This window comes from Bartonella sp. MM97QHHN (assembly GCF_042194285.1).
In the GTDB taxonomy this organism is placed as follows: domain Bacteria; phylum Pseudomonadota; class Alphaproteobacteria; order Rhizobiales; family Rhizobiaceae; genus Bartonella.
In genome coordinates this window covers 1-17275 of record NZ_JBHIMS010000079.1, presented here as the reverse complement: position 1 = coordinate 17275, position 17275 = coordinate 1, and the positions used below count along the sequence as shown (strand labels likewise).

The window sequence follows — 17275 nt, the reverse complement described above, 5'->3', positions numbered from 1 at the left end:
ACATCATACCAACGACTTCAAACCAAAATGATCTTGCAAACCCTATAGCTCTGCTATTTATAAACTGATACAATCTTCCAGCAGATGAAATGTGTTTCTTCCATCGGAATTATCGCCATTTTAGCTCATGCAACCCAATACAAATAGCTTTTAGATAAGCCATAATGCCCTCCTAATTGCTATTATCGCTTACTGAATTAAGAGGAATTAAATTATAAGTTTTACTTCTGTCTCATTTATCTATTTCTTCTATCAGCGCTGAAATATATTTTTTATTCCTAAATTTTCTTTTTATAATAAAATGTTATGCCAATATATGCACTTCATTTGAGAAGCTTTCTGATAGCTCAGCTTTCAACACTGCCCATTTTGTGGTATTGTGTAAAAATCTCTCTTTTTAATGTTAAAATAAAAATCTTGAGGCAATTATATAAATTAAGCTACAGTTTTCTACTTTCTGTTGAAAAAGCAGATATAGTTTTTATCAAAAAAGCTTTTTTCTAGGAAATATTCTATGTACATTCAAATAGAGCCCTAAAGCTCTTTATTAAACCTTATAAAGTTCTTTGAAAATAATATTAATATCGTAATATAATCCTAAAAATAAAATCTGCCCTTTCCTTTTTCATCAAAAGCGGTAAGTAAATTACCGTATATCGCTTATATAAAGGGGAAAACGCAATGCTTAAAGAATTCAAAGAATTTGCCCTAAAAGGTAATATGATTGATCTTGCTATCGGTGTGATTATAGGGGGTGCTTTTGGTAGCTTGGTCAACTCAATTGTCAATGATATTTTTATGCCAATCATTGGGCTGATTACGGGTGGAATTGATTTTTCTAATATGTTTATTCAACTTGCTGGCGAAAAACAAGCAACATTGAGTGCCGCCAAAGCAGCTGGAGCAACCATTAGCTATGGACACTTTATTACTTTACTTATCAATTTTCTCATTATTTCTTGGGTTCTTTTTTTATTCGTTAAAGCTATGAATAAAATTCGTAGAAAAGAAGAAGAAAGCCCCAAAAAAACGTCTTCAGAAGAACAACTTTTAACAGAAATTAGAGATCTTTTGGCTAAGAAAAAATAATTTTATGCAAGATTTACATCATGGAACACGAGGAAAAAACATTTCCACAGTTGTTCCATGATTGGGTTTTGAGAACAGTAAAAATTGTCCCCCTCTTTCTTCCACCATTGCTTTACACATTGGAAGGCCTAAACCTGTTCCCATAAAAGCGCTATCACCAGATCGGCCATCTTTGCGCTCTACTTGACCATACGGTTGCAGTGCCTGTATAATTTCTTCTTCGTTCATCCCTATACCATTATCACTCACTGAAATTTTTACACGTTCTTTTCTATAAGAAACGTGAACAATAATCTGTCCACCCAAAGGTGTAAAACGAATAGCATTGGAAAGAAGATTCCATATAATCTGGCGAAACACTTGTTGTGATACAGGAATAAATGGAACGTGAGGTGGAGCAACAATACGCATGATAATGCCGTTCTGATTGGCTTGAGTTTCAAGAAAAGCTATCGTTGCACGTAAACAAGATATTACATCAAATGTTTCATAAGTAAGGGAAGAATCAATCTGATTATCGGAACCAGAATAATTTATCTTCGAGCACTCTAGTAATTGATTAATCAGCAATAATATATGTTTTCCAGAGGAAATAATATCGCGTAAATATCCATGATAGCGCTCATTTTCTATCGAACCAAAACGGCCTTCTCTCATAATTTCTGCAAAACCAATAAGAGCATTCAAAGGTGTTCGTATTTCATGAACAACTCCAACGATTTTATCCTCTTCTGCTTTTTTTTCTCCTGATGGAACTGTTTGTGTCCTATCACGCAACATAACAGCATAATTGCCTTGCTTTGCCAAAAATACAATCGTTATCAAAACGGTTATATTTTTATGATTTTTTGTCATTAAATCAGCGGTTTCACTGCGATTTAAAACCTGATTTTTTCCCTCCATACGGATTGATTTAAAATATTTTTCAACCAAAAGTCGGCTTTGCAAAGTAAATAATGAAGAGAATAGCTGTCCTCGTAGTTCATTTATTTCATAACCCATTAATGCTAAGGCTGCCCTACTCGCTGATTGAATAAAGCCCTCTTCATCCAACCATAAAACACCATCTGTTGCTGTATCCAACAATGATAAAACTGCAGCGGGCTCTTTTACGAGAGCTTGTTCTATAGCATTTACCGACAATGTTTGTGCATATGGTAACTGAATAGCTGTTTCTTCAACTAAATTTTCTTCTTTTACCGATGAATTCAATTCATCACGCAATTGCTCTGCAATTTCACGAAAAGCTGAGCGTTCTATCTCCGTAAGACATAGCATTTCTGTTTCTAGCTTTTCATTTCTTTTTTCTTGGACTTTTTTTTGTATTTTTAAAACACCAAAGCCACGAAACCCCTTAAGCTGCTTTGTAACATCAAAAATTGGCAAAGCCGACAATTCAACATCAAGCCATTGTAAGCAACCATCAACAGGCCATTGAACAATCTCTTTACTCCAAGGCATAGCCGCTTCAATAAAATGACTGAGAACCAGATATCGATCATCATTAAATTGATGAGCAAGCTCATGAAAACTACACCCTAAAATAGAAGAAGAGAGAGGACCAACAACTTCAGCTAGCTCTTTTGAGACTTCACAAAACAAACCATTGTGATCGATTTCCCACGTAAAAGGCCGTGGCAAAAGCTCTGGTGTAAAACGAAAAGCTTCTTGCTGACATTTTAATTCATTTGTATTTAACTTTAACTCATCTGCTTTTAATGGCATAACTAAAACTAAAAAGTGTTGGATTTACTCTCAAATGAATAATGCTAATTTGTTTACAATTATCTGTTCTGGTTATAATAACTTGATATCTCATATCAATTGTCTGTAGCAAAATTTTGACTGTTTCATCAACAAAACAAGAATAAAAAGAAGCTTCCAGCTCTGGTTGCTCATTCACCCATTATTGTAATAAATCTTGTTACAATAATGATAACATCTCCCTCGCATAAATAGTACTCAAAAAGAATACACTTATTTTACGCATTCATGCGCCTGTTTTGAAAAAATAACTCCCAAGATCCCCAAGCTTATTTTACGACAGCATCCGTAAATGGTGTAATGTAAAGGTCCCTATAGAGGATATCAAGGCATTGTGCATTACCATTTTTATGCTTATAAAAGAGCTGGTTAGCACCATCATTATACTAATTTCAGCCCCTAATGTCACCAATAGTTCTTAGCATTTGAAGGCATTCATAAGCAGCATTTTTAACTTTTTTACTCCTACATTATTATGATACGCAAGGAAATGGTTTTAATTGTTTCAACAGAAACAGATTTGAAATGAGAAAATCTTACAATGTTTGAGACTTTTATTCACTGTGAATAATGATAAATTACTATCAATCAATATACTGCATTATAAAAATCTCTTTTTCAAATAAAGCTTCTCGTAAGAACACCTTTCTTGAGCCAATAATATCAAATGATAATAAATTCAGCGTAGCGCTTTAAAGTACCCCATGCAACAGAACTTGCATATTGGGCATTTTTTTATGATGCTCTCAATAATCTTCCAAAGATCTTTCTTTCATTAGAATCGCTACAAAAGAAAAAAAATATGCCACCGCACTATTTTATTAAAAAATTCTCTGTAGAAAAGAGAACACAAATCATATGTCCTCATATAAAGATTTGTTTAATTTCTTTATATTCCATATCATTTAGAAATGTTAAAAATATCTCATAATCTCCTTTGATATCAGCTTGTTTACCTCGTCAGAAGTCTTAATACAAAAGATCGCTTTTTCTTTATTACTCTCCATTTAAATTTTTAATATTATATAAAAAAATAAAACAAGCACATTTAAATAATGACTGTCAAATATTTAAAAAATTGCATATTTTTAAATGTGTTTGTTTATTTTACTTCATTGAGTAAAATTTCACGTTTTCCAACATGATTAGCGGCTCCAACAATGCCTTTTTCTTCCATCCGCTCGACGAGAGAAGCTGCTTTATTATAGCCGATTGAAAGTCGGCGCTGAATATAAGATGTTGAACATTTTTTATCACGCATAACAATTTTTACAGCTTGGTTATAAAGTTCCTCACCCTCTTCATCAAAATTTTCTTCCTCAGAAATTCCAGCAGCTGAATCAGCAGAATTATCCTCTTTGTTATCGTCTTCATTATCTGTTACCGTTGCTAAATAATCAGGTTTACCTTGCATTTTTAGATGTGCAACGATGGATTCAACTTCTTCATCAGAAACAAAAGGTCCATGAACGCGCACAATGCGTCCACCACCTGCCATATGAAGCATATCCCCCTGACCTAAAAGTGTTTCAGCACCTTGTTCACCCAAGATCGTACGACTATCAATTTTTGATGTTACTTGAAAAGAAATGCGGGTAGGAAAGTTCGCTTTAATTGTACCTGTGATAACATCAACAGAAGGACGTTGCGTTGCCATAATAAGATGAATACCTGCCGCACGCGCCATTTGCGCTAAGCGCTGAATGGCATTCTCTATCTCTTTCCCTGCCACCATCATAAGATCAGCCATCTCATCAACAATCACAACAATATAAGGAAGCTGCGTGAGATCCATGGCTTCTTCATGATAAAGCATTTCCCCTGTTTCCTTATCAAAACCCGACTGAACAGTACACATGATCGTTTCGCCTTTTTGAGCTGCAAGTGCAACGCGTGCATTAAAACCATCAATATTACGCACACCCAACTTAGCCATTTTGCGATAACGCTCTTCCATTTCACGAACCGCCCATTTTAAAGCTGTTACTGCTTTTTTGGGATCTGTGACAACGGGTGTTAAAAGATGTGGAATGCCATCATAAACAGAGAGCTCTAACATTTTAGGATCAACCATGATCAAACGACACTGCTTTGGTGTCATACGATAAAGAATCGACAAAATCATTGTATTAATTGCAACAGACTTGCCTGATCCTGTTGTTCCTGCAACCAATAAATGAGGCATTTTTGCTAATTCTGCAATGACAGGTTCACCATTAATCCCTTTCCCCAAAGCAAGAGCAAGTTTAAATTCACTTTCACGAAAAGAACGTGTTTGGATTAATTCCCGTAAATAAACAGTTTCACGAACCGCATTGGGTAACTCAATCCCGATAACATTACGTCCAGGAATTACAGCAACGCGTGTAGAAATAGCAGACATAGAACGCGCAATATCATCAGAAAGATTAATAACGCGCGATGACTTTACACCCGCAGCGGGTTCAAATTCATACATTGTTACCACTGGCCCTGGATGAACATGGATAACTTCACCCTTAATGCCAAAATCTTCCAAAACACTTTCCAAAAGTCCAGCACCACGTTCCAATGTTTCTTGAGGAATCATCGTACCTTCGTGAAAAACAGGTTCCTGTAATAAGTTGATCGGAGGAAATTCATAAACATCACAGTCAATAGATTGAATATTTTGCATAAAAGCAGAATCATAATTACCTAATGGCATACGAGTAGATTGCAATGTTTTAGTTTTACTGTTTGCTTGCATCACAGAAAAATCTTTTGAATTCTTTGTGACGGCTTTGTTTATACAATCAACAGTATTATTGGCGACAATATTATTGGTATTTTCAGTCTCTATACTAACCCCTGCATCACTTAACGCCCCTGTATTACTTAACGTATGAGCAGAATCTTCAACAGAAAGCTTAGAATGACACTCTTTATTTGTATGCATTAAATCAGAAATTTTCTCAACACCTCGCATTCTTTCCGCTGGAGATTCTGATGTAATTGAATCATAGAGTTGTGGAAAGCGGTATTCAAGAACACGGTAAAGAGCAGTTATTGACTCATCAAAGGCTGTGGGGATATCAGGTATGAGTTCATTTGTCGTATCAATTGATGTTCCATCCTCTTTTGAAGTTTGAGTCTCCACATGTTCAAATATCAAAGATTCACACTCAAAAAAAGCATCATCGGAAAGATGCAACGCAGGTTTTATTTTTTGTAGCACATTTTCCACTTGTAATTTATGTTCTTGTTTATCCTCCTCAAGTGGAATATTTTCTGACGGCATATGAATAGCTTGTCGTGATAACTGCTTCAAAACCGTTGAATGACAAACTGATGTTTTATTCTCTATTGATTGAGGATTAATGACTTTTTTTGTCGAAAGAATATTTGTTGTTTTCTTGTTACAACGTACAATACCTGTATCTGTAATTTTTTTTTGATCTTGCTTCGTAAAAATTTTAAACTGTTTTGCAAAAACTGGATCTGTTTCTATACGACGACGCAAAATCTCAACTTCTGGGGTTCTCGTGAAACGGACGTTTTTTCCGAGGGCAAATGCCTTTTTCCACACTTCCGGATAAGGAAATATCTCAGTAATCTTAACAGATAAATCTTCTCTTGATGCACCTTTTGTACCATCATCAGAAAAAGAAGACGTAGAAATAGATTTTGTTTTCGAATTATGCATGGCACCCAACAAATTTATAGCAATGAGAAAAATAACCTTTTCAAAAAGAATTCGTAGAAACTATCATACGAAGGTTAATAACCTTTTGCTGATGGTTACTTTTAAATGAAAAAAATAGTGCCATAATGCATATTCATAATCTGCCTTTTGCATATTTACGATATAAATTGCCTAGTTTATGGTGTCATAGAGCTCGTATTTCATTTGTTTTGAAGAAAACTTCATGATAAAAAAGCTTCAAGAAAATTGTCTATGCCTCTCTTTCTCTCCCTTTTCATAAAAGAAACTAGTTTCAATAATACAATAAGCATTGCTCTATTGAATTCTCCATGATCAATTATCACAATATAATCTAATTTCTCGCGTTTTTATAAGATTACCCTTGTTATCCTCGTTTAAAAAGGCTTAGACTAAGACAATCATAATTACATAAATACAAATAGAAAAAAGGGAGTGAATTATGTTTAATAAACGGAAATTTTATATCAATGGTCTATGGGATGAGCCAAGCACTCCTCACGATTTTGACGTCATTAATCCATCAACAGAGGAGACTTGTGCTGTCATTAGCCTTGGAAGTACAAAAGATGCCGATAAAGCAATTAATGCGGCTAAAGAAGCCTTTCAAAAATGGAAAACAACATCACCAAATGAGCGTCTTGGATTTGTTGAGAAAATTCTAGAGATCTACGAAAAACGTTCCAAAGACATGGCAAAAACCATTTCAATGGAAATGGGGGCACCAATTGATATGGCGCTTAATGCGCAAACTGCAACTGGCAGTTCCCATATTCGCAATTTTATCGAAGCTTATAAAGAGTTTTCGTTCCAAAAAACTTTAATAAAGGGAAATGAGCAAGCAATCCTTCACTACGATCCTATCGGCGTCGTAGGATTAATTACGCCATGGAATTGGCCCATGAATCAAGTAACTCTTAAAGTTATTCCTGCTCTCTTGGCTGGCTGTACCATGGTGTTAAAGCCCTCTGAAATTGCGCCTCTTTCTGCTATGCTTTTTGCTGAATTTTTAGATGAAGCCGCACTTCCAGCCGGTGTTTTTAATTTAATCAATGGTGATGGTGCAACTGTCGGCTCTTACCTCTCTGCACATCCAGATTTAGAAATGATCAGCTTTACTGGTTCAACTAGAGCAGGAAAAGATATTTCTAAAAATGCCAGCGCTACTTTAAAAAGAGTCTGTCTGGAACTTGGGGGAAAAGGAGCGAATATTATCTTTGCTGATGCCGACTCAGATGCTGTTCAACGTGGTGCACGACATTGCTTTTATAATAGTGGACAAAGTTGTAATGCACCAACTCGTATGCTTGTGGAACAGAGCATCTATGACAAAGCCGTGAAAATAGCCAAAGATATTGCAGAAACAACAAAAGTAGGACCAAACTGCCAAGAAGGAAATCATATTGGGCCCATTGTTTCAAAAAAACAATATGATAAAATTCAAGATCTTATCCAATCGGGAATTGATGAAGGTGCAACTCTTGTTGCAGGCGGGACTGGTTTACCAAACGGAATGGAACGCGGTTATTATGTCCGTCCAACAGTCTTTGCTGATGTAAAACCTCATATGCGTATTTTTAAAGAAGAAATCTTTGGTCCAGTTCTCTCGATTCTTTCTTTTAGTACAGAAGAAGAAGCCGTCGCTTTAGCGAATGAGACTGAGTATGGTCTTACAAACTATATTCAATCGCAAGATCGCAACAAATGTCGTCGTATTGCGGCACAAGTACGCTCTGGTATGGTAGAAGTTAATGGACATGGATTACCCAGTGGAAGCTACTTTGGAGGTGTAAAATTTTCTGGGCGCGCTCGTGAAGGAGGACATTGGGGAATTAAAGAATTTCTCGATAGTAAAGCAATTTCGTACTGGTAAAATCTTATTAAAAACTTAATAGGAATCGTATGGTAATACAGAAAATAACGGATGAAGGTGCTCTTGGGCAACGTCTTGATCAGTGGCTCGCAAAACAATATCATGACGTGCTCTCACGTTCGCGTTTGCAAACCCTCATCCGTGAAGGCTGTCTTAAAATTGATGGTCAATTCATAAAGGAACCAAAAACAAAATTAAAACCTAACCAAATAATTGAATTGGAAATGCCGGACCTTCGTGATGCAGAACCTAGCGCTGAAGCCATTGCATTGGACATTCTTTTTGAAGATGATCATATCATTGTTATTAACAAACCAGCTGGTCTTGTTGTTCATCCTGGGAATGGAAATTGGACCGGTACATTGGTTAATGCCCTTATTTACCACTGTGGGAATAGTTTATCTGGTATAGGTGGTGTTAAACGCCCTGGCATTGTCCATCGTCTTGATAAAAATACAAGCGGTATTATGGTTGTTGCAAAAAATGATCTAGCTCATAAAAGTCTCAGTGCTCAATTTTCTGATCATGGACGTACCTGCGCATTAGATCGACGCTACCATGCCTTGATTTGGGGAACACCTCAGCGCAATGTCTGGACAATTGATGCATCACTTGGCCGTTCGCCCCATAACCGGACAAAGCAAGCTGTCATCCATAACCAAAACCCTTATGCTCGTCATGCTGTTACACATGTTTCTCTGCTTGAAAAATATGGCTCTCATGCAGACTCAACATCTTTTGCTAGCCTTCTGGAATGTCGCTTAGAAACTGGACGCACCCATCAAATCCGTGTTCATATGACTCATATGGGGCATCCACTCATAGGCGATACAGTTTATGGAAACGCTTTTAAAACAAAATCAAACACATTCAACCCCACTATTAGAAATGCAATCGATCAATTCAACCGACATGCACTCCATGCTTCAAGTCTTACTTTTGAACATCCTTCTACCGGTAAAGTTATGTCGTTTTCCGCACCACTGCCTCAAGATATGGCTAAACTTATTAAGCTTTTTAAAAAAATGAATTGAAACTTTTCCCCTTCTCAAGATTTCACAATAAAATATCTTTTTTTGAACAAAATTGAAAAATATGCTAGAGTGAGGTTATGAGGATAGTTAGCTATCTAAAACATAGAATTTGCCTTATCAGGGAATTCAGATGAAAGGAGGGTGCTATATGGCCCATATGAATTTATTATCAGTAATGACAGGTGATGGTGGTTTAAACCGTTACTTGGAAGAAGTGCGTCGTTTTCCAATGCTTGAGCCAAAAGAAGAATATATGTTAGCTCAGCGTTACCGTGAGCATAATGATCTAAAAGCTGCGCATAGGCTAGTAACCAGCCATTTGCGTCTCGTAGCTAAAATCGCGATGGGATATCGGGGCTACGGACTTCCCATTGGGGAAGTCATTTCAGAAGGCAATGTTGGACTCATGCAAGCTGTTAAACGTTTCGAACCAGAGCGGGGTTTTCGTCTTGCAACCTATGCAATATGGTGGATTAAAGCGTCAATCCAAGAATATGTATTGCGCTCTTGGAGTTTGGTGAAAATGGGGACAACAGCTAATCAAAAGCGCTTGTTTTTCAACCTTCGTAAGTTAAAAAGTAAACTTCAAGCACTTGATAGTGGCGATCTCAATGCAGAACAAGTGAAAGAAATTGCAACCCAGTTGAATGTCACAGAAGATGAAGTTGTATCAATGAATCGTAGGCTTGGTGGTGACACTTCACTCAACGCACCAATTCGGACAAAAGAAGGAGAAAACAGCGAGTTACAAGATTGGTTGGTGGATGAATCTAACGATCAAGAACAAATTTTAATTGAAAAAAGTGAATTAGAAAATCGCCGTTCCATGCTCATAAATGCCATGGACAATCTCAATGAACGCGAAAAACGTATATTCAAAGCGCGTCGTTTAAATGATGTACCACTAACCCTAGAAGAACTCTCTGGTGAATTTAATATTAGTCGAGAACGAGTAAGACAAATTGAAATGCGTGCATTTGAAAAAGTACAAAACTCTATCAAAGATTCTACTTTATCTCAAAGTCAAGTGTAAAACCTAGAGTTAAGTATAAAGCCAATGGTTTGCACATTCTTTAAATGTGAAAATGAAAAAAAGCATGCCTTGGCTTTATACTTGTAAATTAGTCTATCGAATTCTTTACGTTATTGATATGTAAAGATTTAGTGAGTGTATTTGGTATATAATTGATAAAGACGGTCGTGGAAAATTCTTCACAGCCGTTTATTTTTTTGCATCTATGTTTTATTTTTTTGACCAAGAACTGTTAACTTATCTTGTTGTGCAAGCCATTGTCCAATAACTTCATTAAAAATAGACTTACCTGTTGGTCCTTTTGCAAAGGTTAATTCACTTATACGCCCATTTTTATCCGTTAACACCAAACGCATCCAATCTAATTCTCGCATCAATTGTAAATTTCGATCAAGAAATGGATGATTACCACTCAATGCGACAAGAAAAAAGTCATCGTTAATCTTTGCAGCAATGGTTCTTGTTAAAGCCTGTCCAATGGATTGTTCACTTGCTTTAAAGGTTAATGCTTGAACATTGCTTATAGCTTTACCTGAAAATTTATCCGAAAGAATAAAAATAAGGTCCATAATATATGAAGCAGGAAATGACTGATCGGTATTACGACGTAAAATTAACCGCAATGATATCCCTTCATCAGGAATTGTTATATCACCTTGTATAGTTGTTTCTTCTGGAGACCCCTTCACTTGAGACTCTTTTATAAGCGTCCAGCGAGCACTTCCCGTTGCTATCTTTTCTGCATCATAATTTGTACGTGCTTGATAGAAAACAGCTTCACCTGATTTTTCAAGCGATTGCAAATTGCTATCAACAACTGTTGAGAGTACTTCTTCATCCGAAGAATCTATCGCTTGTTTTAAACCAACATCAATTTCACTTCCATCCTCTAATAAGCGTTGTGTTAACTTTCTCTTAATTGGAAATGCCTTTGGTACTCTGTGAGAAGCTTGAAGATTTTCTTCTAAAAACTGATAATCATTTGATACAAATACACGCTCACCAACAAAAAAAATACCAACAATTAAAACAACAAAACTAACAACAAAAACAGCACTTATCACAATACGCCTTTGCACTAACGATTTATTAGCACGACGTAAAGCCTGAGAAAAAATGTGCGAAACAATATGCGGATTATCTTCCTGCGAAGGAGAAATCTTTAACACACTGCTATTAACATGCTGAGAAGGCACATCAGCCTCCATATTAACAGGCTCTGCATCTGGTATATCTGATACACAAAGCTCAACAAATACCTTGTTATCCTTTGAACGTGTAACAAAATCCTGCTTTCTTTTTATGTTTACCTCTGACAATTCATTATTCTTTGGTAATATAGTTTTTTTTGTAACTTTCTTATCTTCATTTATATTTGTGGGATTCCACCCAATAACTGAAGAAAGCCGTTTCTTTTCAACTGCTAAATATTCTCCTTCAACAGTTGCAATAGAACTTTGAAGAATCTTTCTTTGTTCATCCGCTATTGCTTGTGGTATTTTTGCTGTTACAAATTGATGTTCTAGTGTTTCGGTAGCCCGCTTATAAATCCGCTTACGCACTTGTGGTGTAATATTATTTTGTGCATTAATTGTCTTTTTTAAGATTCCAACGAAATCTACCATTTCCTCTATAATCTCTCTTAAACTGAGAAAAAATCAATAGTAAAGCCAAAAAACTTTATTTTAGCCTTCTAAATTGGTTGCCATTTAATATTGGTACAACATAATGTAAAATGAATATGAAAAATAAACAATGCTATTTTGCACCTTTCTCTTACGTGCTCTTAAAAACTTTTTTTGTAAAAAGATACAAAAATGAACAGAGAACATATATAGAAATCTAAAAACAATAATCAATTAACAAAGGGATCCGTAATAAGAATAGTATCTTCACGCTCTGGACTTGTGGATAATAAAGCCACTTTTGTATTAATCAGTTCTTCAATATAGCGTATATATTTAATAGCCTGCACTGGTAAATCTTCCCACCTCAATGCATGTGCTGTTTCTTTCTTCCAACCTTCTAATGTTGCATAAATAGGCTTCACCCGATCCTGAGCTCCCATGGAAGAAGGTAAATAATCAATCCTTTTACCATCAAGCTCATAACCAATACAAATTTTTATTTCATCCAAACCATCTAAAACATCAAGTTTTGTCAATGCTATACCTTGAACACCGCAAATTGTTACCATCTGACGTACTAAGACAGCATCAAACCAACCACATCGACGCTTTCGACCCGTTACAACACCAAATTCATGTCCACGCACTCCCAGAAATTCACCAATATCATTTATCTGCTCTGTCGGGAACGGCCCTTCTCCAACGCGTGTAGTATAAGCTTTTGCAATACCCAAAACATAATGGATTGCATCAGGTCCCATCCCCGAACCTGTACATGCTTGCCCAGCAACTGTATTAGATGACGTTACATAAGGATAAGTTCCAAAATCATTATCTAATAAAGCACCTTGCGCACCTTCAAAAAGAATGTGTTTACCTCCTCGATAACCTTCATCTAAAAGACGCCACGTACAATCCATAAAGGGCAAAATTTTATCCGCAACTTGCATCAATTCATCATAAAGCGCTTGAGAATCAATCTCTGCAACACCCATCCCACGACGCAAAGCATTATGATGCCTCAAAAGCCGCTCAATCTTAGCCATAAGTGTATCTTTTTCTGCTAAATCCATCACTCGGATAGCACGACGTCCCACCTTATCTTCATAAGCCGGTCCAATACCGCGCTTTGTTGTACCAATCTTTAAACCAGATAAACCGCTTTCTCGAATTGCATCAAGATCACGATGCAACGAAAGAATCAAAGGAGCATTTTCAGCAATACGCAAAATTTCTGGTGTGATTTTTACACCCTGATTACATAGTTTTTTTACTTCTGCAACAAAATGATGAGGGTCAACAACAACACCATTACCAATAATTGATAACTTGCCACGCACTAAACCAGACGGTAAAAGTGATAATTTATAACTGACTCCATCAACAACCAATGTGTGGCCAGCATTATGCCCCCCCTGATATCTCACCACGATATCTGCTCGCTCAGACAACCAATCTACAATTTTACCTTTGCCTTCATCACCCCATTGTGTACCGACAACAACTACATTGGCCATAACTTTCTCCGTCGTGTTTAGTCAAAAAAACCAGCATTCAAAAACAAACACTTCTTTATAACGAAACCTTAGAGCAAGTGCGACTCTTCATTTCAGATTTTTCTCAATCTTCAAGTGATTAAATTTTCAAATTTATGATAATAAAGATAAGCAAATACCAAAATATTTTAAATCTGTCATTTTTGCTACAAAAAGTAAAAAAATAGAGATTTCAATTTGTGCGTATCCAACACCTGACAGAGCATTTATTCCTCCTCTTAATCTTTTACAATTCATGTAATATTTAGAGGCTGTTTGTCTGATACAAGAATACGAAAGATCATCATAATCTCTCGTATCCTTTTTCTGTTTAAAAACACCCTGTGAAAATCACCAGTAATTATTTAAAGCTGTGCTTTTTCAACTTGGAACGCCCACTCAAGCCATTGTGTTAAAATTTCAAGATCGGAAGCCTCAATTGTTATACCCGCCCAAATTCGAAGACCAGGAGGAGCATCGCGATACGAACCGATATCATAAGCAACCCCTTCCTCATCAAGACGCTTCACAACCGCTTTTATAAAAGATACTCGCTTTTCCGTATCCAAAGCAGTAATCACTGGATCCACAATATCTAAACAAATAGCGGTGTTAGAACGCACTTCAGGATCTTTTGCCAAATATTCTAACCATGGCGTTTTGCGAACAAAAGCATCAAGTACAGAAAAATTTTTCTCAACCCGTGCTCTTAATGCCGCTGCACCTCCTAGAGATTTTGCCCACTTCAACCCATCAAGGAAATCCTCAACACAAAGCATAGAAGGTGTATTGATGATCTTTCCTTTAAAAATATCTTCGTTCAATTTTCCATTTTTTGTCATATAGAAAAGTTGGGGCATAGGCCAAGCTGGAACATGATTCTCAAGCCTCTCAACAGCACGAGGACTTAAAATCACCATACCATGTGCAGCCTCGCCTCCCAAAACTTTCTGCCATGAAAAAGTAACAACATCTAATTTTGAAAAATCAAGATATTGCGCAAAAGCTGCCGATGTTGCATCACAAATGGTCAATCCAGCCCGCTTATGCGGAATGAAATCTGCATTAGGAATACGCACACCAGAAGTTGTCCCATTCCATGTAAAAACAACATCCCGATCAAAGTCAAGTTGTGTTAAATCTGGTATTTCACCATAAGGAGCTTCAAAACGACGCACATCAGAAAGCTTTAATTGCTCGACAACATCTTTATTCCACCCAAACCCAAAACTTTCCCACGCTGCCATATCAATGCCACGCTCACCTAATAGAGACCATAGAGCAGCCTCAACAGCACCGGTATCTGATCCTGGCATAATTCCTATACGATGATCAGAAGGAACCTCAAGAATCTCACGGGTTAAATTAACAACTTCAGCAAGTTTTAATTCTGCTTCTCTAGATCTATGTGAACGCCCAACTAATGCATTTTTAAGAACATCAAGAGTCCAACCAGGCCGTTTGCTACAAGGACCTGAAGAAAAATTAGTATTATTGGGACGATTACTTGGTTTTTGTAACATTATCATTATTTCTCCCCTTTTAGATGTTTTTCTTTCTTTATAAAGAAAAACAAATTATTATAAAGAATAATCAATAATCTTTTTAGAAAAAAGTCAAAAATATTGTCTATTATTGCGTATGCTTAAAATTCACGGAAACTTTATAAAAAATCTTTCTTAATCATGCCTCTCGATTGATTCTTTTAATTTTTTTTCGTATCATCACCACAATAAGACAGCATTCTAATAACAATACACTAAACTATCCAATATACCTATCAAATTTATTTTATGATAAAGATTCATTGATAACGCTCTAGAATAGGGAGATAAACTTATTAAAAAATCAATTATTTTTCTTTTGATGACTGGACAGAGAAAATTTTAATGTTATAACCGCAAACGCTTTATATTTTTTATGAAGCATGCCCAGATAGCTCAGTTGGTAGAGCAGCGGACTGAAAATCCGCGTGTCCGTGGTTCGAATCCGCGTCTGGGCACCATACTCTTCTTTGTTATATGTAACCTATTGTTTTTACTGATGTAGCTTGCCAGCGGGTTTTGTATATTTTGCCACTAGGTTTTGTACCAATTTATTTTTTTTCAAAGAGTTTTAAAGGTGTTCTCAAAGGGTCTTCAAAGACCTTATCTAAAGGGTATTTAAAGCCTCTTTTTTTTTCTGCTCAAAATCGCAATTTTTGATGATCAATCATTGAGTTGGAATCGTATTATTTGAGAAGCAGTGTGCATAAAATGGTATGACTTCTTTTAGCATAAATTGACTGATGATTTTTCTGTATCCTAAGTACATTATTCAGGACNGGAATACACCACCCGTTTGATCAATATAAAGAGGGATTGTTTGTAAGGAACGCATTGCGTAAATGATGTTGGTAAATTGCTCCTCTGAGATATTACCACGACGCATATCAGAAGAAGAAACCTTTATTTGTTCTGAGATAATACGAGTTGCAAGCTGTTCGGATGACATCTCAAGTGAGAAGAAGCCTACAACGCCCCCTTCATTTTCTTGGCTGTTATCACGCTTACAAGCATTGGCAATATTAAAAGCAATATTGGTCGCCAGAGAGGTTTTCCCCATTCCAGGGCGTCCAGCTATGATAATCAAATCGGATGGCTGTAGCCCCCCCATTTTCTCATCAAGGGTTTTGATATGGGTAGCGATCCCTGAGAGCTTTGAAGAACGCTTTTTTGCAGCGCTTGCCATGTTAAGTGCTTTTGCAATGGCTGTATCAAAGTTTTCAAACCCACCTCCATATTTTCCTTTTTCGGCGAGCTCAAATAACTGATTTTCAATCGTTTCAATTTGTTGGGTAGGCGTGAGTTCTACAGGCGCATCAAAGGCTGTATTGGCAACTTCATTGCCAAGATTAATCAAAGACCGGCGGATAAAAAGATCGTAAATGACGCGTCCATAATCTTCAGTGTTAATAATAGTGACTGCCTCTGTGGTTAAGCGAACAACATACTGGTATACAGTAATATCTCCAACTTTTTCTTCCATTTGGATATAGGGCTTGATTGTAATGGGGTTGGCAAGATGACCATTTTGAATAATTTGTAAGACAATCTCAAAGATCTTTTGATGTAGCCTTTCAAAAAAATGTTCTGCTTTGAGAAAGTCTGAAACGCGATCGAGTGCATTATTATTAATCAGGATTGCTCCAAGTAATGCCTGCTCCGCTTCAATATTATGGGGAAGTTGACGAAAAGAAGAAGCAAAGTTATCTCTTGGATTTTCTGTTTTTAGCATGTTCAGTGTTCTCATTGCTTTCTTTTCCCTTGTTTGGTGCTTCAAGTGTAATTTCTGTGGTGTATCCACTTTGTTTTTCATAGCAGTGGGTGACAGTGGAAGCTTTCCATGGACCATTGATTTGCCCACGAAACCCTTGCAATAAAAGAGGTTGATCCGCCATGATTTCGGGACGCCCCTCAAGGGTCAAAGAACCACTGCCTACAGCACGACATAAGCGATCCGACTCGGAAGCAGCGGCAGATAAAGCTTCCTCTTGACATGGATAACAACTGCGAAGACGCCGCACGGGACCGCTAAACCCTGTCTGATGTTTGACTTGGCATTGCTGCCCTTTTGAGCGATCAAAATAAGAAGCTTC

Annotated in this window: 9 protein-coding genes, 1 tRNA gene and 2 pseudogenes; 5 read left to right on the top strand and 7 right to left on the bottom strand. The window is 36.7% G+C overall.

Features of this window, described 5'->3' with window-relative positions; all coding sequences use genetic code 11:
- Window positions 1–681 precede the first annotated feature (681 nt).
- A complete protein-coding gene (gene mscL / locus ACFIJW_RS05035; RefSeq protein WP_375633512.1) occupies window positions 682–1089 on the top strand; it encodes a large conductance mechanosensitive channel protein MscL in 408 nt (135 codons plus the stop codon).
- 18 nt (window positions 1090–1107) lie between these two features.
- Here the strand turns inward: mscL and ACFIJW_RS05030 are convergent, their stop codons facing one another.
- Window positions 1108–2814, bottom strand: a complete 1707-nt coding sequence (locus ACFIJW_RS05030; protein WP_375633511.1) for an ATP-binding protein — start codon at window positions 2812–2814, stop codon at window positions 1108–1110.
- Between the two features lie 1141 nt (window positions 2815–3955).
- Window positions 3956–6517 carry a DNA translocase FtsK gene (locus tag ACFIJW_RS05025; RefSeq protein WP_375633510.1) on the bottom strand — a complete coding sequence of 854 codons (2562 nt, stop codon included), beginning with the start codon at window positions 6515–6517 and terminating at the stop codon, window positions 3956–3958.
- 460 nt (window positions 6518–6977) lie between these two features.
- Between ACFIJW_RS05025 and ACFIJW_RS05020 the strand changes: the two genes are divergently transcribed.
- The 3 genes from ACFIJW_RS05020 (at window position 6978) to rpoH (ending at window position 10475) form a co-directional block, all read left to right on the top strand.
- Window positions 6978–8408 (top strand): aldehyde dehydrogenase family protein, encoded by a 1431-nt coding sequence (locus ACFIJW_RS05020; RefSeq protein WP_375633509.1) that lies wholly within the window; start codon window positions 6978–6980, stop codon window positions 8406–8408.
- Window positions 8409–8437: 29 nt separating this feature from the next.
- Window positions 8438–9442 (top strand): RluA family pseudouridine synthase, encoded by a 1005-nt coding sequence (locus ACFIJW_RS05015; RefSeq protein WP_375633508.1) that lies wholly within the window; start codon window positions 8438–8440, stop codon window positions 9440–9442.
- 148 nt (window positions 9443–9590) lie between these two features.
- Window positions 9591–10475, top strand: coding sequence for an RNA polymerase sigma factor RpoH (gene rpoH, locus ACFIJW_RS05010; RefSeq protein ID WP_375618560.1), 885 nt, complete (start codon window positions 9591–9593; stop codon window positions 10473–10475).
- Window positions 10476–10678: 203 nt separating this feature from the next.
- Here the strand turns inward: rpoH and ACFIJW_RS05005 are convergent, their stop codons facing one another.
- The 3 genes from ACFIJW_RS05005 to ACFIJW_RS04995 all read right to left on the bottom strand — a co-directional run bounded on the left by ACFIJW_RS05005 (window position 10679) and on the right by ACFIJW_RS04995 (window position 15167).
- On the bottom strand, window positions 10679–12100 hold the full coding sequence (locus tag ACFIJW_RS05005) for a hypothetical protein (protein ID WP_375633507.1): 1422 nt from the start codon (window positions 12098–12100) through the stop codon (window positions 10679–10681).
- Between the two features lie 230 nt (window positions 12101–12330).
- Window positions 12331–13620 carry an adenylosuccinate synthase gene (locus ACFIJW_RS05000; protein ID WP_375633506.1) on the bottom strand — a complete coding sequence of 430 codons (1290 nt, stop codon included), beginning with the start codon at window positions 13618–13620 and terminating at the stop codon, window positions 12331–12333.
- Between the two features lie 383 nt (window positions 13621–14003).
- Complete coding sequence (locus tag ACFIJW_RS04995) at window positions 14004–15167, bottom strand: phosphoserine transaminase (RefSeq protein ID WP_375613717.1); 1164 nt, start codon at window positions 15165–15167, stop codon at window positions 14004–14006.
- A 400-nt stretch (window positions 15168–15567) separates the two neighbouring features.
- On the opposite strand from ACFIJW_RS04995, the gene ACFIJW_RS04990 reads away from it, so the two are divergent.
- Window positions 15568–15643: transfer RNA gene (locus ACFIJW_RS04990), tRNA-Phe, on the top strand.
- 323 nt (window positions 15644–15966) lie between these two features.
- Here the strand turns inward: ACFIJW_RS04990 and ACFIJW_RS04985 are convergent.
- Together ACFIJW_RS04985 and ACFIJW_RS04980 are read right to left on the bottom strand one after the other, a co-directional pair.
- Window positions 15967–16929 (bottom strand): annotated as a pseudogene (locus ACFIJW_RS04985) (DnaB-like helicase C-terminal domain-containing protein); the annotation flags it as partial.
- Window positions 16886–17275, bottom strand: a pseudogene (locus ACFIJW_RS04980) (late control protein); the annotation flags it as partial. The pseudogenes ACFIJW_RS04985 and ACFIJW_RS04980, both read right to left, overlap by 44 nt.